This window comes from Mycobacterium kubicae, assembly GCF_015689175.1.
Classification (GTDB): Bacteria; Actinomycetota; Actinomycetes; order Mycobacteriales; family Mycobacteriaceae; genus Mycobacterium; species Mycobacterium kubicae.
Genome location: NZ_CP065047.1, coordinates 1,994,197 through 2,012,578 on the forward strand (window position 1 = coordinate 1,994,197; position 18,382 = coordinate 2,012,578).

20 protein-coding genes are annotated in these 18,382 nt (G+C 67.4%); 16 read left to right on the forward strand and 4 right to left on the reverse strand.

The annotated features are described in order from the left end of the window. Positions 1-47 precede the first annotated feature (47 nt). A complete protein-coding gene (gene mntR / locus I2456_RS09490) occupies positions 48-740 on the reverse strand; it encodes a manganese-binding transcriptional regulator MntR (RefSeq protein WP_085074498.1) in 693 nt (230 codons plus the stop codon). A 161-nt stretch (positions 741-901) separates the two neighbouring features. Here mntR and I2456_RS09495 point away from each other — a divergent pair, with 161 nt between their 5' ends. The 7 genes from I2456_RS09495 (at position 902) to bla (ending at position 8,676) form a co-directional block, all read left to right on the forward strand. Beyond that, positions 902-1,873 (forward strand): bifunctional riboflavin kinase/FAD synthetase, encoded by a 972-nt coding sequence (locus tag I2456_RS09495; RefSeq protein WP_068025241.1) that lies wholly within the window; start codon positions 902-904, stop codon positions 1,871-1,873. Between the two features lie 119 nt (positions 1,874-1,992). Then, positions 1,993-2,262 carry a 30S ribosomal protein S15 gene (rpsO, locus tag I2456_RS09500; protein ID WP_066950523.1) on the forward strand — a complete coding sequence of 90 codons (270 nt, stop codon included), beginning with the start codon at positions 1,993-1,995 and terminating at the stop codon, positions 2,260-2,262. Between the two features lie 12 nt (positions 2,263-2,274). Next, complete coding sequence (gene lppU, locus I2456_RS09505) at positions 2,275-2,793, forward strand: LppU family putative lipoprotein (RefSeq protein WP_068025243.1); 519 nt, start codon at positions 2,275-2,277, stop codon at positions 2,791-2,793. A 342-nt stretch (positions 2,794-3,135) separates the two neighbouring features. Then, positions 3,136-5,415 (forward strand): polyribonucleotide nucleotidyltransferase, encoded by a 2,280-nt coding sequence (locus tag I2456_RS09510; RefSeq protein WP_085074499.1) that lies wholly within the window; start codon positions 3,136-3,138, stop codon positions 5,413-5,415. Beyond that, entirely contained in the window at positions 5,393-6,724 is a 1,332-nt protein-coding gene (locus I2456_RS09515; RefSeq protein WP_085074500.1) for a M16 family metallopeptidase, read from the forward strand. Before I2456_RS09510 ends, I2456_RS09515 begins: the two co-directional genes overlap by 23 nt. 61 nt (positions 6,725-6,785) lie before the next feature. Continuing rightward, entirely contained in the window at positions 6,786-7,808 is a 1,023-nt protein-coding gene (locus I2456_RS09520) for a nitronate monooxygenase (protein WP_068162581.1), read from the forward strand. 49 nt (positions 7,809-7,857) lie between these two features. Continuing rightward, complete coding sequence (bla, locus tag I2456_RS09525; protein WP_085074519.1) at positions 7,858-8,676, forward strand: class A beta-lactamase; 819 nt, start codon at positions 7,858-7,860, stop codon at positions 8,674-8,676. On the opposite strand, the gene ald is transcribed toward bla, so the two are convergent. After that, positions 8,673-9,788, reverse strand: coding sequence for an alanine dehydrogenase (gene ald, locus I2456_RS09530; RefSeq protein WP_085074501.1), 1,116 nt, complete (start codon positions 9,786-9,788; stop codon positions 8,673-8,675). The two genes, bla and ald, sit on opposite strands and share 4 nt — an antisense overlap. Positions 9,789-9,855: 67 nt before the next feature. On the opposite strand from ald, the gene aldR reads away from it, so the two are divergent. Genes aldR through I2456_RS09555 form a run of 5 tightly spaced genes read left to right on the forward strand, consistent with a single transcriptional unit; the run spans position 9,856 to position 14,607 of the window. Continuing rightward, the gene (gene aldR, locus I2456_RS09535; RefSeq protein ID WP_186246619.1) at positions 9,856-10,371 is read left to right on the forward strand and encodes an HTH-type transcriptional regulator AldR; all 516 of its coding nucleotides are present in this window, start codon (positions 9,856-9,858) and stop codon (positions 10,369-10,371) included. Between the two features lie 20 nt (positions 10,372-10,391). Further along, on the forward strand, positions 10,392-10,853 hold the full coding sequence (locus tag I2456_RS09540; RefSeq protein WP_068162568.1) for an SRPBCC family protein: 462 nt from the start codon (positions 10,392-10,394) through the stop codon (positions 10,851-10,853). After that, positions 10,850-11,764, forward strand: a complete 915-nt coding sequence (locus I2456_RS09545) for a metal-dependent hydrolase (protein WP_085074502.1) — start codon at positions 10,850-10,852, stop codon at positions 11,762-11,764. Before I2456_RS09540 ends, I2456_RS09545 begins: the two co-directional genes overlap by 4 nt. 3 nt (positions 11,765-11,767) lie before the next feature. Beyond that, on the forward strand, positions 11,768-13,522 hold the full coding sequence (locus I2456_RS09550) for an SDR family oxidoreductase (RefSeq protein WP_085074503.1): 1,755 nt from the start codon (positions 11,768-11,770) through the stop codon (positions 13,520-13,522). Positions 13,523-13,524: 2 nt separating this feature from the next. Beyond that, positions 13,525-14,607: a PDR/VanB family oxidoreductase gene (locus tag I2456_RS09555; protein WP_085074520.1), complete on the forward strand. Its 1,083-nt coding sequence runs from the start codon at positions 13,525-13,527 to the stop codon at positions 14,605-14,607. Here the strand turns inward: I2456_RS09555 and I2456_RS09560 are convergent. Beyond that, complete coding sequence (locus I2456_RS09560; protein ID WP_082965830.1) at positions 14,590-15,057, reverse strand: GNAT family N-acetyltransferase; 468 nt, start codon at positions 15,055-15,057, stop codon at positions 14,590-14,592. The two genes, I2456_RS09555 and I2456_RS09560, sit on opposite strands and share 18 nt — an antisense overlap. Before the next feature lie 98 nt (positions 15,058-15,155). Further along, on the reverse strand, positions 15,156-15,656 hold the full coding sequence (locus I2456_RS09565; protein WP_085074521.1) for a YkgB family protein: 501 nt from the start codon (positions 15,654-15,656) through the stop codon (positions 15,156-15,158). Between the two features lie 203 nt (positions 15,657-15,859). On the opposite strand from I2456_RS09565, the gene I2456_RS09570 reads away from it, so the two are divergent. From I2456_RS09570 to I2456_RS09585, 4 genes are read left to right on the forward strand one after another with little or no spacing between them, the layout of a single operon-like run. Continuing rightward, entirely contained in the window at positions 15,860-16,675 is an 816-nt protein-coding gene (locus I2456_RS09570) for an LLM class F420-dependent oxidoreductase (protein WP_085074504.1), read from the forward strand. 57 nt (positions 16,676-16,732) lie between these two features. After that, entirely contained in the window at positions 16,733-17,470 is a 738-nt protein-coding gene (gene dapB, locus I2456_RS09575; protein WP_085074505.1) for a 4-hydroxy-tetrahydrodipicolinate reductase, read from the forward strand. Further along, positions 17,467-17,931 (forward strand): hypothetical protein, encoded by a 465-nt coding sequence (locus tag I2456_RS09580; RefSeq protein ID WP_068025277.1) that lies wholly within the window; start codon positions 17,467-17,469, stop codon positions 17,929-17,931. The genes dapB and I2456_RS09580 overlap by 4 nt, the downstream gene beginning before the upstream one ends. Then, the gene (locus I2456_RS09585) at positions 17,928-18,380 is read left to right on the forward strand and encodes a flavodoxin family protein (protein ID WP_085074506.1); all 453 of its coding nucleotides are present in this window, start codon (positions 17,928-17,930) and stop codon (positions 18,378-18,380) included. Before I2456_RS09580 ends, I2456_RS09585 begins: the two co-directional genes overlap by 4 nt. Positions 18,381-18,382: the final 2 nt, after the last annotated feature.

Sequence of the window (18,382 nt, forward strand, 5' to 3'; positions counted from 1 at the left end):
GCTAGTCCTGATGGCGGCGGCCGGCTGCGCCGCGCTTGGGACCGCCGCTAGCCCACCACCCAAATGGCCCGGGCGGCCGGGCTGCCCAAGTCGACGGTGGCCGCGTCGCCGTCCTTGGCCTCGATCGCCACCGACACCATGCCGGCGAACTCTCGGCGGGTCACCACGCGCAGCCGCGAGTCCAGGCTGATGCCCACGCTGGCGAAGTAGCGCAGCATCTCCGGATCCGCGTCGGAAATCCGGGCCACCGTGCCGGTGTCACCGTCATGACAGGCCCACAGCTGACGCGCCGGCGGGGTCGGCACTTGCCCGTCGGAGGCCGGAATCGGGTCACCGTGCGGGTCGCGCTGGGGGAAGCCGAGCTTGGCGTCGATGCGGGCCACCAGGCGATCCGACACCGCATGCTCGAGCACCTCGGCCTCGTCGTGCACTTCGTCCCAGGCGTAACCGAGCTCGTTGACCAGGAACGTCTCCAACAGCCGGTGGCGGCGCACCATCGCCAGGGCCGCGCGCCGCCCGGCCTCGGTCAACGTCACCGCGCCGTATTTCTCGTGATCGACCAAGCCCTGCTCGGCGAGCTTGCGGATGGACTCGGAGGCGGTGCTGGCCGACACCCCCAGCTTCTCGGCAAGCATCTTGGTGCTCACCTTGTCGCGGGACCACTCCTGAGCGGTCCAAATGACCTTCAGATAGTCCTGGGCGACCGGGGTCAGCCCGCCAGACTCCTCCTCAGTCCTCACAACCAGAAAGTTTAGGCAACCTACCCGCCTTCTGCGGTCGACCCCGCAAACGGCGCCGTCCGCGAGCCGGTAAGCACGGACCGGGCACAGCGAAGCGGCAGACAGGTGAAGCCTGCGTATCCCCGGCACCACCGGCCGCCGCAGAGCCGTAGGCTGGCGGCGTGCAGCGGTGGCGCGGCCAAGACGAGATCCCGACGGACTGGGGCAGATGCGTGCTCACCATCGGGGTGTTCGACGGCGTGCACCGCGGCCACGCCGAATTGATCGCGCACGCGGTCAAGGCCGGCCGCGCGCGAGACGTGCCCGCGGTGTTGATGACCTTCGACCCGCACCCGATGGAAGTGGTCTACCCCGGCAGCCACCCGGCGCAGCTGACCACGTTGACCCGCCGCGCCGAGCTGGTCGAAGACCTGGGCATCGACGTGTTCCTGGTAATGCCCTTCACCACCGATTTCATGAAGCTCACCCCGGAGCGCTACGTCCACGAGCTGCTGGTGGAGAACCTGCACGTCGTCGAGGTGGTGGTGGGGGAGAACTTCACCTTTGGCAAGAAGGCGGCCGGCAACGTCGAGACGTTGCGCCGCGCCGGTGAGCGGTTCGGGTTCGCGGTCGAGTCGATGTCGCTGCTCTCCGAACACCACAGCAACGAGACGGTGACGTTCTCCTCCACCTACATCCGGGCCTGCGTCGACGCCGGCGACATGGTCGCGGCCACCGAGGCGCTGGGCCGCCCGCACCGCGTCGAAGGAGTCGTGGTGCGCGGGCATGGCCGCGGGGTGGAGCTGGGTTACCCGACCGCCAACGTCGCGCCCCCGATGTACTCCGCCATTCCCGCCGACGGCGTCTATGCCGCCTGGTTCACCGTGCTCGGGCACGGACCGGTGACCGGCACCGTTGTCCCCGGCGAGCGCTATCAGGCCGCGGTCTCCGTGGGAACCAACCCGACGTTCTCCGGGCGCACCCGCACGGTCGAAGCGTTCGTGCTCGACACCACCGCCGACCTGTACGGCCAGCATGTGGCGCTGGACTTCGTTGCCCGCATCCGCGGTCAGCGCAAGTTCGACTCGGTGCCCGAGCTGATCGAGGAAATCGGCAACGACACCGAACGCACCCGCGCGCTGCTCAAAGGGTGACGATTCGGGGCCGGTGCGCTTGCGCTGCTAAACTGCCCGACGACATCGGCGCGTGCTGCGGTTCGCGGTGGCCGCGCCGGAAAGATCGCTGATCGCGGACCTATTGATGGAGATATTTCGTGGCGCTGACTGCCGAGCAAAAAAAGGAAATCCTGGGCACCTACGGCCTGCATGACACCGACACCGGATCCCCGGAGGCTCAGGTCGCCCTGCTGACCAAGCGGATCGCCGACCTCACCGAGCACCTGAAGGTGCACAAGCACGACCACCACTCGCGCCGGGGTCTGCTGCTGCTGGTCGGTCGCCGGCGCCGGCTGCTCAAGTACGTGGCTCAGATCGATGTCGCGCGCTACCGCTCCCTCGTCGAGCGCCTGGGCCTGCGTCGCTGATTCGCGGCCGCGGTGCGCGCCTTGCTCATCTCGGTCCTGGTGGCCGGGGGACTGACCGGGTGCGCGTCCTGGACCAACCACACCCCGGACCTGGCCGACGTGAAGGTCGGTGATTGTCTCAAGCTGGGCGGCACGGCGGATGACCCGCAGGCCACCGAAGCAGCCTGCGGCAGCGCGGCGTCCAACTTCAAGGTGGTCGCCACCGCCGCGGACCGCTCGGAATGCCCGGCCGACGTCGACTCGTTCTATTCGACGCACAACGCCATGAACGGGTCCACCAGCACTTTGTGCCTGGACATCGATTGGGTCCTCGGCGGCTGCATGAGCGTCGATCCTCAGCATCGGTCCGACCCGGTTCGGGTGGACTGCAACGACGCCTCGGTGCCGCACCGCCAGCGAGCCACTCAGATCCTCAAGGACCTCGACCCGCCCGTCGGCGTCGACCAGTGCGCCAGCGGCGTCGGCTACGCCTACTCCCAGCGGCGGTTCGCCGTGTGCGTCGAGGACGTGGTCAGCGGAGCCAGGGGCTAATGGCCGCACTTGCCACCCGTGTAGAGTGAGGACGTTATGGGCCGGTTCGGCCCAGCAAATGGTGCGGTTCGCGCAGATCCGCGCGTGCCGTTCCAGCGAGTCACGACGGGAGCGCCCCGGCCTGTATCGGGCGGTCTTCGGTAGTGGCTGCCGGGCTCCCCGGATCTGGGGCAGGTCGGCCGCTTCGATCGACGGCCGTAGCCGCATCCAGGCTCATGCTCTAAGGGAAGCTCTCGCGGGCCGGCTCGCAGGCTTCGAGCCCGTGAGCTGTGCTGCGAACCCTCTGGGTTTTGCGTGACCACGCGAAACAGCCAAATAACCAGAGAGGGCCGCACGGACGTCATGTCTGTAGCTGAAATAGAAGAAGGCGTGTTCGAGGCAACCGCCACCATCGACAACGGGAGCTTCGGCACCCGCACCATTCGTTTCGAGACCGGCCGGCTGGCATTGCAGGCCGCCGGAGCCGTCGCCGCTTACCTGGACGACGACAACATGCTGCTGTCGGCGACCACCGCCAGCAAGAACCCCAAAGACCACTTCGACTTCTTCCCGCTGACGGTGGACGTCGAGGAGCGGATGTATGCCGCGGGCCGCATCCCCGGTTCGTTCTTCCGTCGCGAGGGCCGCCCGTCCACCGACGCCATCCTGACCTGCCGCCTCATCGACCGCCCGCTGCGTCCGTCCTTCGTCGACGGCCTGCGCAACGAGATCCAGGTCGTGGTGACGGTCCTGAGCCTGGACCCCAACGACCTGTACGACGTCCTGGCGATCAACGCGGCGTCGGCTTCCACCCAGCTGGCCGGCCTGCCCTTCTCCGGCCCCATCGGCGGGGTCCGGGTGGCCCTCATCGACGGCACCTGGGTTGCCTTCCCGACCGTCGAGCAACTCGAGCGCGCCGTGTTCGACATGGTGGTGGCCGGCCGCATCGTCGGCGACGGCGACCAAAAAGATGTGGCCATCATGATGGTCGAGGCGGAAGCCACCGAGCACGTCATCGACCTGATCGACGGCGGCGCGCAGGCGCCGACCGAAGGCGTCGTGGCCGAGGGCCTGGAGGCGGCCAAGCCGTTCATCGCCGCACTCTGCACCGCCCAGCAGGAACTGGCCGACGCTGCGGCAAAGCCGACCGGTGATTTCCCGGTGTTCCCGGACTACGGCGAAGACGTCTACTACTCGGTGGCCTCGGTGGCGACCGACGAGCTGGCCGCCGCGCTGACCATCGGCGGCAAGGCCGAACGCGACCAGCGCACCAACGAGATCAAGACCGAGGTGCTCGAGCGGCTGGCCGACACCTACCAGGGTCGCGAAAAGGAAGTCAGCGCCGCGTTCCGCTCGCTGACGAAGAAGCTGGTTCGCCAGCGCATCCTCACCGACCACTTCCGCATCGACGGCCGCGGGATCACCGACATCCGCGCCTTGTCGGCAGAAGTCGCCGTGGTGCCGCGGGCACATGGCAGCGCATTGTTCGAACGCGGCGAGACCCAGATCCTGGGCATCACCACGCTGGACATGATGAAGATGGCCCAGCAGATCGACTCGCTCGGTCCGGAGACGAGCAAGCGCTACATGCACCACTACAACTTCCCGCCCTATTCGACCGGTGAGACCGGCCGGGTCGGTTCGCCCAAGCGCCGCGAGATCGGACACGGCGCGCTGGCCGAGCGGGCGCTGATGCCGGTGCTGCCCAGCGTCGAAGAGTTCCCGTACGCCATCCGCCAGGTCTCCGAGGCGCTGGGCTCCAACGGCTCCACGTCGATGGGCTCGGTGTGCGCCTCCACGCTGGCCCTGCTCAACGCCGGTGTGCCGCTCAAGGCGCCGGTGGCCGGCATCGCGATGGGTCTGGTTTCCGACGACGTCGAAACCGAAGGTGGCGGCACCGAGCGCCGGTTCGTCACCCTGACCGACATCCTGGGCGCCGAGGACGCGTTCGGCGACATGGACTTCAAGTGCGCCGGCACCAAGGACTTCGTCACCGCCTTGCAGCTGGACACCAAGCTGGACGGCATCCCGTCACAGGTCCTCGCGGGCGCCCTGGAACAGGCCAAGGACGCGCGGCTGACCATCCTCGAGGTCATGGCCGAGGCCATCGACGCCCCGGATGAGATGAGCCCGTTCGCTCCCCGGGTGACCACCATCAAGGTCCCGGTGGACAAGATTGGTGAGGTCATCGGGCCCAAAGGCAAGGTCATCAACGGCATCACCGAAGAGACCGGCGCGCAGATCTCCATCGAGGACGACGGCACCGTGTTCGTCGGCGCCACCGACGGTCCTTCGGCGCAGGCTGCGATCGACCGGATCAACGCCATCGCCAACCCGCAGCTGCCCACCGTGGGGGAGCGGTTCCTCGGAACCGTCGTCAAGACAACCGATTTCGGTGCCTTCGTCTCCCTGTTGCCGGGCCGCGACGGTCTGGTGCACATCTCCAAGCTGGGCAAGGGCAAGCGCATCGCCAAGGTCGAGGACGTGGTCAACGTCGGAGACAAGCTGCGGGTGGAGATCGCCGACATCGACAAGCGGGGCAAGATCTCGCTGATCCTGGTCGCCGAGGACGACGGCTCGGGCGCCGCCGCCGACGCGGGTTCAGGAGCAGCTACAGCCGATGCCGCGACGGTCAGCAGCTGATTCTGCGGCCACCCGGCACCCGGTCACCGGGGGAGTGCGACGGAGCACGTTGCCGGGCGGTCTGCGGGTCGTTACTGAATACTTGCCCGCGGTTCGATCCGCTTCGGTAGGGGTCTGGGTCGGGGTGGGATCGCGCGACGAAGGCGCCTCTGTCGCCGGCGCCGCGCACTTCCTTGAACACCTGCTGTTCAAGTCCACCCCCACCCGCACCGCCGTGGACATCGCTCAGGCGATGGACGCCGTCGGCGGTGAACTCAACGCGTTCACCGCCAAGGAACACACCTGCTACTACGCCCACGTGCTGGACAGCGACCTCGCCCTGGCCGTGGACCTGGTGGCCGATGTGGTCCTCAACGGGCGCTGCGCGGCCGACGATGTCGAGTTGGAACGCGACGTCGTCCTCGAGGAAATCGCCATGCGCGACGACGACCCCGAGGACGCTTTGGCGGACATGTTCTTGACGGCGTTGTTCGGCGATCACCCGGTGGGCCGGCCGGTGATCGGCAGCGTGGAATCGGTGTCGGGGATGACCCGCTCGCAGTTGCACTCGTTTCACGTGCGCCGCTACACCCCGGAGCGGATGGTTGTCGCGGTGGCCGGCAACGTCGACCATGACGAAGTAGTGGCGTTGGTGCGCGAGCACTTCGGAAAACGATTGGTCCGCGGCCGTAAACCCGTCGCCCCGCGCAAGGGCGCGGGCCGGGTGAACGGCCACCCCGGGCTGCAGCTGGCCAAACGCGACGCCGAACAGACCCACGTGTCGCTGGGAGTGCGCACGCCCGGGCGCGGCTGGGAGCACCGCTGGGCGCTGTCGGTCTTACACACCGCGCTCGGCGGTGGGCTGAGTTCCCGGTTGTTTCAAGAGGTCCGCGAGTCGCGCGGCCTGGCCTACTCGGTCTACTCAGCGCTGGACATGTTCGCCGACAGCGGCGCCTTGTCGGTCTATGCCGCCTGCCTGCCCGAACGGTTCCCGGACGTCATGCGGGTCACCACGGCGGTGCTGGAATCGGTGGCGCGCGACGGGATCACCGAAGCCGAATGCCGGATCGCCAAAGGCTCGTTGCGTGGCGGCCTGGTGCTGGGTCTGGAAGACTCCGGTTCACGGATGAGCCGGCTGGGCCGCAGTGAACTCAACTACGGCGCCCACCGGAGCATCGAGCACACCTTGAGCCAGATCGAACAGGTCACCGTCGAGGAGGTCAACGCCGTGGCACGCCGGCTGCTCAGTAAGCGCTACGGCGCCGCCGTCGTGGGGCCCTACGGCTCGAAACGGACGCTGCCGCAACAACTTCGGGCGATGGTAAAGTAGCCTCAAATGTCCGCCTCCTCACTCGCGCCGTGCCGGCGCTCGTCGTCGACGGACTAGCCGGATGGTACTGGGCTTCTGGGATATCGACGTGCCCATCGTCGGTGCGCCGATGTCCGGTGGGCCGGGAACCCCGGCCCTGGCCGCGGCGGTGTCGAACGCCGGCGGGCTGGGCTTCGTCGCCGGTGGCTACCTCACCGCCGATCAATTCGCCGAGGACATCGTCGCCGCCCGCGCCGCCACCACCGGCCCGATCGGTGCGAATCTGTTTGTGCCGCAACCGAGTGTCGCCGACTGGGTCCAGTTGGAGTACTACGCGGAGGAACTCGAAGAGGTCGCCGAGCACTACCGCGTGGAGGTGGGACGACCCGTCTACGGCGACGACGACGAGTGGGAGCGCAAGCTCGAGGTGCTTGCCGACGTCCGCCCGGAAATGGTGTCCTTCACCTTCGGTGCGCCACCACCGGATGTCGTTCGCCGGTTGAGTGCGCTTGGCCTGCTGGTGTCGGTGACCGTCACGTCGGCCTACGAGGCGGGCGTGGCCCTCGCGGCGGGTGCGGACAACCTGGTGGTGCAGGGCCCCGCTGCCGGTGGGCACCGCGGTACTTTCGCGCCCGACATGGAGCCCGGGGAAGAATCACTGCACCAGTTGCTGGATCGGATCGGCAAGACGCACGACGTGCCGCTGATCGCGGCCGGCGGCCTGGGCACCGTGGAGGACGTCGCGGCCGCGCTGCGCTGGGGCGCGGTCGCCGTACAGGTGGGTACGGCGTTGCTGCTCGCCGACGAGGCCGGCACCGACCCGGCGTATCGGGTAGCCCTGAAGAATCCCCACTTCGACTCCACCGTGGTCACTCGCGCGTTCTCCGGCCGGTACGCACGTGGGCTGGCCAACAACTTCACCCGGTTGCTCGATCATGTGGCGCCGCTGGGCTATCCGGAAGTTCACCAGATGACCGAACCGATCCGGGAGGCAGCGGTGCAAGCCGAAGACCCGCACGGGACGACCCTGTGGGCGGGCACCGCCTACCGTGCTACCCGCTCGGGTCCGGTGGCCGATATCGTCGCCGCGCTCAGTCCCTACTGAGGTGCAGGTCTCTCGCCGACAGCTCCTCTTCGGTGTGGGAGCGGTGCCGATGCTGACCGGCTGGCCGCGGGCGGTCGCGGCGCCGACCGACCGGATCGATGAGCTGGAATCCCAGTACCACGCCTTCGCCGGTGTCTACGCGCAGGATCTCGACTCAGGTCACACGGTGACGCACCGCGCCGACGACCCATTCGCGATGTGCTCGACGTTCAAGGCCTACGCCGCGGGCCGGGTGCTGCAGAAAGCCCAGGGCGGCGAACTGGACCTGGACCAGGCGACGTTCATCGATCCCAATGAGCTGCAACCCAATTCGCCGGTGACGGCGCCGCACGCCGGCCATAGTATGCCGCTGGCGCAGTTGTGTGCGGCGGCGTTGCAGCGCAGTGACAACACCGCCGCCAACTTACTGCTGCAGGCTATCGGCGGCCCACCGGCCATCACCGAGTTCGCCCGTTCCATCGGCGACGACCGCACCCGACTCGACCGGTGGGAGGTCGAACTCAACACCGCGATTCCGGGTGATCCGCGCGATACCAGCACGCCGCGGGCGCTGGGCGCCGGCATCCAAAACCTGCTCGCCGGAACCGTTCTCGCGCCCCCGCAGCGTCGCCAGCTGGAGACCTGGATGCGCGGCAACGTCACCTCCACCATGCGGGCGGGACTGCCGCCGGGATGGACCACCGCCGACAAGACCGGATCCGGAGACTACGGCAGCACCAACGACGTCGGGATCGCCTATGGGCCCAATGGGCAGCGGGTGCTACTGGCGATCATGACCCGCTCGCAGGCGGCCGACCCAGACGCCGACGCGCTCCAACCCTTGATCGCCGACGTGACACGCGCGGTGTTACCCGCGCTTGCCGGCTAGGCCAGCACACTCGCCAGGGTGGTGCACGGCATGCCCAGATCGGCGGCCACCTGCTGGGCCAGCAGCGCACCATCGTGTGTGGAAAGGCCGCGGGCCAAAGCGGGATCCGCCGTGCACGCCGCTCGCCAGCCGAGGTCGGCGAGCTTGAGCACAAAGGGCATTGTCGCGTTGGTCAATGCCACGGTCGATGTCTTGGGCACCGCGCTGGGCATGTTCGCCACGCAGTAGAACAGCGTGTCGTGCACCGCGAACGTCGGGTCGTCGTGGGTGGTCGGTCGCGAGTCCTCGAAGCAACCGCCCTGATCGATGGCGATGTCGACCAGCACCGCGCCCGGCTTCATCTGCGCCACAAGCGAATTCGGCACCAGCTGGGGCGCCCTGGCGCCGGGCACCAGCACCGCCCCGATCACCAGGTCGGCGCGCTTGACGGCATCCTCGAGCTCGTATGCCGACGAGTAGCGGGTGCGGACCGCGACACCGAACTCGGCGTCGAGTTGGCGAAGCCGGTTGATGTTCACGTCGAAGACCGTCACGCTCGCGCCCATGCCGCTGGCTATCCGCGCGGCGTTGTACCCGGCAATGCCGCCACCGACTACCACCACGTCTGCGGGCTCGACACCCGGCACGCCACCCATGAGCACACCGCGACCCCCGTGAGTCCGCATCAGGTGATAGGCGCCGGCTTGAGCCGCGAGCCGTCCGGCCACCTCGCTCATCGGGGCCAGCAGCGGCAGGGTGCCGTCGGCGGATTGGACCGTCTCATAGGCGATCGAGGTGGTACCCGCGGCCAACAGCGCCTCGGTGCACGGTCGCGAAGCGGCCAGATGCAGGTAGGTGAACAGGATCTGGCCGCGCCGCAGCAACCCGTATTCGGCCGCTACCGGCTCTTTGACCTTGAGCACCAAATCGGCCCGCTCCCATACCTGTTCAGCGAAACCGAGCAGTTGAGCGCCGGCGGCCTTGAAGTCCGCGTCGGTGATCGTCGAACCTTCACCGGCGCCGGCCTGAACCAACACCTCGTGTCCTCGATTGACCAGCGCGGCCACGCCGGCCGGGGTGATCGCCACCCGGAATTCGTTGGTCTTGGTCTCGGTCGGAACACCCACCCGCATGTCTACAGTGTGAAAAACGTTCGGCTTAGGTGCAATTATCGTGACGATAATTCTGTAGTCTGCAAATGTGACCGAAGGGATCGCGACAAACGGCGGTGTGGCGGGCGAGCTATCGAAGGATGTTCGGGCCGCCGAGATCGACGAGGTGGACCGCCGCATTCTGACCGTGCTGCACGGCGACGCGCGGATCACCAACAATGCGCTGGCCGACGCCGTCGGAATCGCACCCTCGACGTGCCACGGCCGGGTGCGGCGGTTGGTGGACCTGGGCGTCATCCGCGGCTTCTACACCGACATCGACCCCGTCGCGGTGGGATTACCGCTGCAGGCCATGATTTCGGTCAATCTGCAATCGCATGCCCGCGGGAAGATCCGCAGCTTCATCGCGCAGATCCGCCGACGACGGCAGGTCATGGACGTGTACTTCCTGGCCGGCGCCGACGACTTCATCTTGCACGTCGCCGCCCGGGACACCGAGGACCTGCGGGCCTTCGTCGTCGAGAATCTCAACGCCGACGCCGACGTCGCGGGCACCCAGACCTCCCTGATCTTCGAGCATCTGCGCGGGGCGGCCCCGATCTAGGCGCTGGATATGATCATCGGATGACCGACCCGTCCGCAATGGCGACCGTGCACATCGACGCCAGCCCCGAGCGGGTGTACCGGCTGATCACCGACCTACCGACAATGGCCACGCTGGCCGAGGAAGCGGTGGCCATGACCTGGCGCAAGGGCGAGGAGGCTCGTCCGGGCGCGGTCTTCGTCGGGCGCAACCGCAACGGTGCGCGGCGCTGGACGACCAAATGCACCGTCACCGACGCCGAACCCGGGCGCACCTTCGCGTTCGACGTGCGCAGCGCCGTCATCCCGGTCGCGCGCTGGCAGTACGACCTGGTCGCCGCCAACGGGGGGTGCCAGGTCACCGAAAGCACCTGGGACCGGCGGCCCGGCTGGTTCCGGAAGGTCGGCGCTTGGGCCACCGGCGTCTCGGACCGTGCGAGCACCAACACCGAAAACATTCGGCTGACGTTGCAGCGGCTCAAACAACGGGCGGAGGAGCGATGAGCACTGTCGATGACCGGGCAGTGGGCCCGCACGAGGCATCCGGCGCCGCCGACTACGAGCGCCTGGTGCTGGAAGCACGCGACGTCGAATTCGATTGGGCGAACCTGCCGTTCCACTACGTGCCCGACGAGCCGATGGCCACCCACATCCTCAATGTGTTGCACCTGCTGCTGCCCGCCGGTGAGGAGTTCTTCGTTGAGGTCTTCAAAAAGACGCTGCCGCTGATCAAAGACGATCAGCTGCGCCTGGACGTCCAGGGCTTCATCGGCCAGGAAGCCATGCACTCGCAGGCGCACTCCGCGGTACTGGCCCACTTCGAGGCTCAAGGCATCGATCTGGCGCCGTTCACCGACCAGATGAAGTGGTTGTTCGACAAGCTGCTCGGCGACAAGCCACGACGCAGCAGGCGACGCCAACACAGTTGGCTGCTTGAACAGGTTTCTTTCATCGCCGCCATCGAGCACTACACCGCGGTGCTGGGCGAGTGGGTCCTCAACTCCCCGCAACTCGACGCGGTCGGCGCCGACCCGGTGATGCTGGACATGCTGCGCTGGCACGGCGCAGAAGAGGTGGAGCACAAAGCCGTCGCCTTCGACACCATGAAGCATCTGCGGGCCGGCTACTGGCGGCAGGTCCGCACGCAGTTGGCCGTCTCCCCGGTGCTGCTGCTGTTGTGGGTGCGCGGAGTGCGGTTCCTGTACTCGGTCGATCCCTATCTGCCGCCGGGAACCAAGGCGCGCTGGCGCGACTACCTCAGCGCCGCGCGACGCGGCCTGGTGCCCGGGCCGCTGCGACTACTGCGGGTGGTCGGCGACTACTACAAACCGCGATTCCATCCGTCCCAGCTCGGTGGGCTGGAGCTGGCCGTCGACTACCTGGCAGTCTCACCCGCTGCCCGCGCAGCACACTGAAACATGACCCACACCAACATCATCACCGCATCCGACGGCGTCAACCTCGCCGTACACCGGTACGCCGACATCGACCCACAGCGCCCGACGATCCTGGCCGTGCACGGTTATCCCGACAACCACCACGTGTGGGACGGCGTCGCCGAGCGCCTCTGTGATCGCTACAACGTGGTCGCCTACGACGTGCGTGGTGCCGGCGAATCATCGCGTCCGGCAAAGCGATCCGGGTACCGGCTGGACCAACTGGTCTCCGACATCGGCGCCGTCATCGACAGCCTGGATGCCGGACCGGTGCATCTGCTGGCCCACGACTGGGGGTCCATCCAAGCCTGGACCGCCGTCACCGACGAGTCGGTGGCCGGAAAAATCGCCTCGTTCACGTCCGTCTCGGGACCACACCTGCAGTACGCGGGCGCGTTCCTGCGCTCGGGTCGAACCCCGCGCACCCTGGCCTACGTCGCCAAACAACTATTGTCCTCGGGCTATATCGGCTTCTTCTTGTGTCCGGTGGTGCCGGAGTTGTCGTTCCGATCCCGGCTCGGCGTCAAAGTCGTTGAAGCTTTGGAAGGTATCGGCCGCTCCAGCATCCGCAGCCAACGCCTGAAGCCGCCGCGCTCGATTGGCGACTACATCAACGGGCTCAGCCTGTACCGCGAGAACATGCCGGCGCCCTTCCTGTCGCCGGTCGGTGAACTGCCCGAAACCGCCGTCCCCACCCAGGTGCTGATTCCCCGCCAAGACGTATTCGTCAGTCCCGCGTTGCAGCGGTTCACCGGTGCTATCCCGTCGGGCGGCAGGGTCATCGAGATCGAGGGCGGCCATTGGGTGGTGACGTCGCGTCCGGATGTCATCGCCCGGCTGACCGGGCAGTGGGTGGACCAGGTGGCCAACGGCGCGGTGGTCGCTGGCGCATCGGTGGTACGCGCCGGTAGGCGCCAGGTGGCCGACAAGCTCGCCCTGGTGACCGGTGCCGGCGCCGGCATCGGCCGGGCCACGGCGATCGAGCTGGCCCGCCAGGGCGCCCGCAAAGTGGTGATCGTCGACCTCGACGTCGCCGCCGCCGAAGACACGGCAGCGGCGGTCCGCGCGGCCGGGACCGACGCCGTGGTCTACCAAGTCGACGTGACCGACGAGGCGGCGATGAATGACCTTGCCGCACAAGTCCATGACGATCACGGCGTGGTCGACATCTTGGTGAACAACGCGGGCATCGGGATGGCGGGGCGCTTCTTGGAGACGACACCCGAGCACTGGGACGCCATCATGGCGGTCAACGTTCGCGGGGTGATCAGCGGAAGCAGGGCGTTCGGCGCCCAGATGGTCGAGCGCGGTGAAGGAGGCACCATCATCAACATCTCCTCCGCCGCCGCCTTCGTTCCCTCGAAATCGATGATCGCCTACGGCACCACCAAAGCCGCGGTGCTGGCCTTCAGCGAAGCGCTGCGCGCCGACCTCGCCGACGAAGGGATCACCGTCACCGCGGTGTGTCCCGGGTTCGTCAACACCAACATCGCCAAAAGCACCATCTACGCCGGCATGTCGGCCGAGCAGCAGGAGCGGGCGCGGGCGAAGGCGGATGCGGCTTACCGGCGGCGCAACTTCACCCCGGAGGCGACGGCCAAAGCGATCGTCAAAGCCGTCCGCACCGGGGCGCCGGTGGTGCCCGTCGCCGCCGAATCCCGGCTCGGCTATGCCATGCGCCGCATCAGCCCTTCGGTGCTGCGGCTGATCGCCCGCCGGGACATTCGACAGGTCTAAGGCTGGTTGTGGCACAGAGCATTTGGACCAGCAGGCCGAGCGACTTGTACGGTCGCCGCGACCGCGACCGGTTCGCCACCGCGATGTGGGGTCTGCGCGTGGTGTTCGACGGATTCGCCTCGGCGTCCCGGTGGACGCCCGCGCGGGTAGCGCCGGTGCGGCGAACGCACACGGCGGTAATCACCGACCGCGCGATGGTGGCGCCCGACGTGGTCGCGTTGACAATGGCCGACCCCGACGGTGGATTGCTGCCGTCCTGGACGCCGGGGGGCCATATCGACGTCCAGCTGCCCTCGGGCCGGCGTCGGCAATACTCGCTGTGTGGCCCGCCAGGACGGCGCACCGACTACCGAATAGCGGTGCGGCGCATCGCTGATGGCGGCGGGGGATCGATCGAAATGCACGACGCTTTCGAGGTGGGCGACACCTTGGTGTTCGAGGGCCCCCGCAACGCGTTTTATCTCGGGACCGGTGAGCGCGATGTGTTGTTCGTGATCGGCGGCATCGGGGTGACCCCGATCCTGCCCATGATCCGGATGGCCGCCCAACGCGGAATCGATTGGCGTGCAGTCTATGCCGGACGCAGCCGCGAGTACATGCCGTTGCTGGACGAAGTCGTGTCTACGGCGCCCGAGCGGGTCACGGTGTGGGCCGATGACGAGCGGGGCGGCTTCGCCACCGTCGACGATCTGCTGGCCGGTGCCGGGTCGACGACGGCGGTCTATGTGTGTGGGCCCAGTGCCATGCTCGACGCGGTGCGGGTGGCCCGCGACGAACACGCCAGCGCGCCACTGCACTACGAGCGGTTCAGCCCGCCGCCGGTCATCGACGGGATCCCGTTCGAGTTGGAACTCGCACGGTCCCGGCGGGTAGTGGCCGTTCCGGCGAACCGATCGGCGCTTGACGTCATGCTCGATGAGGACCCGACCACCGCTTACTCCTGCCGGCAGGGCTTCTGCGGAACGTGCAAGGTGAAAGTCGTTGCGGGTCAAGTCGACCGGCGCGGCCGCGTACTCGAGGCAGACGACGAGATGCTGGTCTGCGTGTCGCGGGCGAAAGGCGATCGGCTAGTCATCGACGCCTGATGCCGATCGGTACAGGCGATAACCCACGTGCGGCACCTTGACCCCGGGCAGCGGTTTCCAGACGTAGCTGCGGCCATCGAGCCGGAAGTTTCTTCCCTCGTAGAACTCGCGGGCCTTCCGGTTCTTCTCAGCGCACCACAAGATCATGTCCGCGCCGGGATGAAGGTGCAGTGCCGTGTCGAGTAACCGGCCGCCCAGGCCGAGGCGCTGGCTTGCCTCGGCGATGTAGAGAGCGTCGAGCTGGATCAACTCCGGATTGGACAGGTCCGGGCCGAACAACGCCATGCCGAGTGGTTGACGGCCCTTCTCGGCGATCCACATGCTCCACCCGCCGCGCTTGAGCGTCAGCGGGTAGAACTCTTGCACCCAGCGTTTGGGGGTATCGAGCATGTCCAGTAGGTAAGGCGCCAGCATGCCGTCCCAGGATTGGCGCCATACCGGATAGTGCATCGCCGCGACTTTGCCCAGATCGCCCGGCTTGGCCTCGCGGATCCGGATCTCCCCGGATCTCACGCAAGCACCTCCGGTAGCGCGGTCATGGTCCAAGCCTAGAGCTGACGGCTCCTGGCCGCGCGGATCGAGTCGGCGAGCGTCCACACCGACACACCCAGCAGCGGCAGATCTTTCAGCAGGAACTCACCGGTGAGGGACAACGCCGGAAACCCGCCGCCGGCCGGCTCGCTGACGCCCGGAGTGCTGAACAGAAAACTCAGGGTGGACACGAAGAGCAGGATGGCCATCAGGCTGCCCACCGCAGACACCCTCGGGAAGAGCGGCTTGAGCGCCAGCAGCAGCGCGGCCGTCAGCTCGAACACACCCAACAACGCCGAGAAGGTGTACACCGGCAAGAAGCTGTACAGCCAGCCCATGAAGGGGCTGTGCGCGACCAGCGGCTGAATCTGGTGCGCTTCAAAGTCGGCGAACTTCAACGCGCCGATCCACCCGATCACAACAACTAAGCCGTATCTGCTCAGCACGCTCGCGACACCATCGACCCTCGAGAGCGTCTGGCTTGCAGATGAGCTCGCATCGTCGCGGTAGGTCGTCATGAGTTCCTCCTGTGCTCGTAACGGCGGCCAGCTGCCACCGATGACCCGCAACCCGAGGCTGCGGCGGATCAATTCCTGCCCATGGCGATGGCGGCCATAACCAATGCCAATAGCCGGGACGGGCATGTTCGCGGCGACCGGGGAGTTATTCGATCCGACGGCGGAAACCGTCACTTCCGGCAAGCACAACCAGGAGGACTACCGTGACGAACCCCATTCGCGTTGGCGTCCAGCTATGGCCCGGTGGCACCCCGGACTACCAGACTTGGCGCGCCGCGGTCATCACCGCCGAGGAACTCGGGGCGGACGCGATCTTCGGCTACGACCACTTCCACAAGCCCTTCGCCATCCCCTCCGAAGATGGGCTGCCGCAGTTGCTGCCCGAACAACCCGACGTCAACAACTTCGAGGCGTGGACCGCGCTGGCGTCCTGGGGAGAGATCACCCACCGCGCCGAAATCGGGCTCCTGGTAACCGGCATCGGATACCGCAACCCGGAACTGCTGGCCGACATGGCCCGCACCGTCGACCACATCAGCGGTGGGCGGCTGATCCTGGGCCTCGGTTCGGGCTGGTACGAAAAGGACTACACCGAGTACGGCTACGACTACGGCACGGTGAAAACCCGGATGGACCTGTTCGAAGAGTCGCTGCCCAGGCTCGAGCAGCGCCTCGAGCGGTTGGTACCACCCCCGGTGCACCACATCCCCATCCTGATCGGCGGCATGGGCGTGCGGCGGACGTTGCCGATCGTGGCCAAGCACGCCGACATCTGGCACACCTTCGCCAGCGTCGACGAATACCGGCGCAAGAACGCCATCCTGCGTGACCTCGTCGCCGAGGCCGGGCGCGACGAGAAGCAGATCGAGCGAGCCGTGCACTGGACGGGACGTGACAACGCCGACGCATTCCTGCGCGAGGGTGTCACCCTGTTCACCACCGAAATCCACCCCACCGACCAGGGCTATGACTTCTCAGAGCTCAAGGACATGATCGCCTGGCGGGATCAGAGCCGCTGAGCCAACCGGGCGAGCGTGCGCGAAAGCGCCCGATGGTGGCCGCAGTAGGCTGCAGCCATGCGGATAGGCGTGCTGGGGGCCAAAGGCAAGGTTGGGGCGACGATGGTGCGGGCGGTTGCGGCCGCCGACGATCTCACCTTGTCCGCCGAAGTCGACGCCGGTGACTCGCTGAGCCTGCTGACCGACGGCGACACCGAAGTCGTCATCGACTTCACCCACCCCGACGTGGTGATGGACAACCTGAAGTTCCTCATCGACAACGGGATTCACGCGGTCGTCGGCACCACCGGTTTCACCGCCGAGCGCCTGGACCAAGTCGGGTCCTGGCTATCCGACAAACCCGGCACCTCGATCCTGATTGCCCCGAACTTCGCCATTGGGGCAGTGCTCTCCATGCATTTCGCCAAACAGGCCGCGCGGTTCTTCGACTCCGCCGAAGTCATCGAACTGCACCATCCCAACAAGGCCGACGCCCCCTCGGGCACCGCGACCCGCACCGCGAAACTGATCGCCGAAGCGCGAAAAGGCCTGCCGCCCAATCCGGATGCCACCAGCACCAGCCTGCCCGGGGCGCGCGGCGCCGATGTCGACGGCGTGCCCGTGCACGCGGTGCGGCTGGCCGGGCTGGTCGCCCATCAGGAGGTGCTGTTCGGCACCGAGGGCGAGACCCTGACCATCCGCCACGACAGTCTGGACCGCACGTCGTTTGTTCCCGGTGTGCTGCTTGCGGTGCGACGCATCCGCGAGCACCCGGGCCTCACCGTCGGCATCGAGCCGCTGCTCAACCTGCAATGACCGAGACCTGGCGCGCCGTGCGCATCCAGCTACTCATCGCATTCCTGTGCGTGGCGATGCTGGCCTACTTCATCATGCTCGGCCGGGTCGCCGTCACCATGATCGGTTCGGGGCGGGTGGCCGCGGTCGGACTCGGACTGGCGGTGCTCGTCATGCCGTTCATCGGGCTGTGGGCCATGATCGCCACCTTGCGCGCCGGCTTCACGCACCAGAAGCTGGCCCAAATCATCGCCGCCGACGGGATGGAACTCGACGTCAGCGACCTGCCCCGGCGCGCCTCAGGCCGCATCGACAGAGCGGCGGCCGACGCGTTATTCGACACCGTGCGAAGCGAACTGGAAGGCGACCCCGACAACTGGCGCCGGTGGTACCGGCTGGCGCGGGCCTACGACTATGCCGGGGACCGGCGCCGCGCGCGGGAAGCCATGAAGACGGCCGTCGAGCTGCAAACGCGGCAATGACCACGTTGCTGGTGGTGCACCACACCCCTTCGCCGGCCACGCGGGAGCTGCTGGAAGCGGTGCTCGCCGGCGCCAACGACCCTGAGATCTACGGAGTCGAGGTGATCTCCCGGCCGGCGCTGGCCGCGACACTGCCGGACATGCTCGCCGCCGACGGTTATCTGTTCGGCACGACGGCCAACTTCGGCTATATGTCCGGAGCGCTCAAGCACTTCTTCGACACCGTCTACTACCCGAGCCTGGACCACGTCGCGGGCCGACCCTACGGCTTGTGGGTACACGGCAACAACGACACCGTCGGTGCCGCTGCTGCCGTCGGCAAGCTTGCGACCGGATTGGCGCTGACCCAGGCTGCCGACGTGCTCGAGGTCGCCGGAGCCGTCGACGCCGCGGTGCGCGAACGAGCTTACGAATTGGGCGGCACGCTGGCCGCGACAGTGATGGAGTGACG

Excerpts from the sequence above, each read along its gene's own strand:
- I2456_RS09510 (WP_085074499.1), top strand. The coding sequence starts at position 3,136 with ATGTCTGTAGCTGAAATAGAAGAAGGCGTGTTCGAGGCAACCGCCACC.
- I2456_RS09515 (WP_085074500.1), top strand. The coding sequence starts at position 5,393 with ATGCCGCGACGGTCAGCAGCTGATTCTGCGGCCACCCGGCACCCGGTC.
- I2456_RS09520 (WP_068162581.1), top strand. The coding sequence starts at position 6,786 with ATGGTACTGGGCTTCTGGGATATCGACGTGCCCATCGTCGGTGCGCCG.
- bla (WP_085074519.1), top strand. The coding sequence starts at position 7,858 with ATGCTGACCGGCTGGCCGCGGGCGGTCGCGGCGCCGACCGACCGGATC.
- ald (WP_085074501.1), bottom strand. The coding sequence starts at position 9,788 with ATGCGGGTGGGTGTTCCGACCGAGACCAAGACCAACGAATTCCGGGTG.
- I2456_RS09540 (WP_068162568.1), top strand. The coding sequence starts at position 10,392 with ATGACCGACCCGTCCGCAATGGCGACCGTGCACATCGACGCCAGCCCC.
- I2456_RS09545 (WP_085074502.1), top strand. The coding sequence starts at position 10,850 with ATGAGCACTGTCGATGACCGGGCAGTGGGCCCGCACGAGGCATCCGGC.
- I2456_RS09550 (WP_085074503.1), top strand. The coding sequence starts at position 11,768 with ATGACCCACACCAACATCATCACCGCATCCGACGGCGTCAACCTCGCC.
- I2456_RS09560 (WP_082965830.1), bottom strand. The coding sequence starts at position 15,057 with ATGCACTATCCGGTATGGCGCCAATCCTGGGACGGCATGCTGGCGCCT.
- I2456_RS09565 (WP_085074521.1), bottom strand. The coding sequence starts at position 15,656 with ATGACGACCTACCGCGACGATGCGAGCTCATCTGCAAGCCAGACGCTC.
- dapB (WP_085074505.1), top strand. The coding sequence starts at position 16,733 with ATGCGGATAGGCGTGCTGGGGGCCAAAGGCAAGGTTGGGGCGACGATG.
- I2456_RS09580 (WP_068025277.1), top strand. The coding sequence starts at position 17,467 with ATGACCGAGACCTGGCGCGCCGTGCGCATCCAGCTACTCATCGCATTC.
- I2456_RS09585 (WP_085074506.1), top strand. The coding sequence starts at position 17,928 with ATGACCACGTTGCTGGTGGTGCACCACACCCCTTCGCCGGCCACGCGG.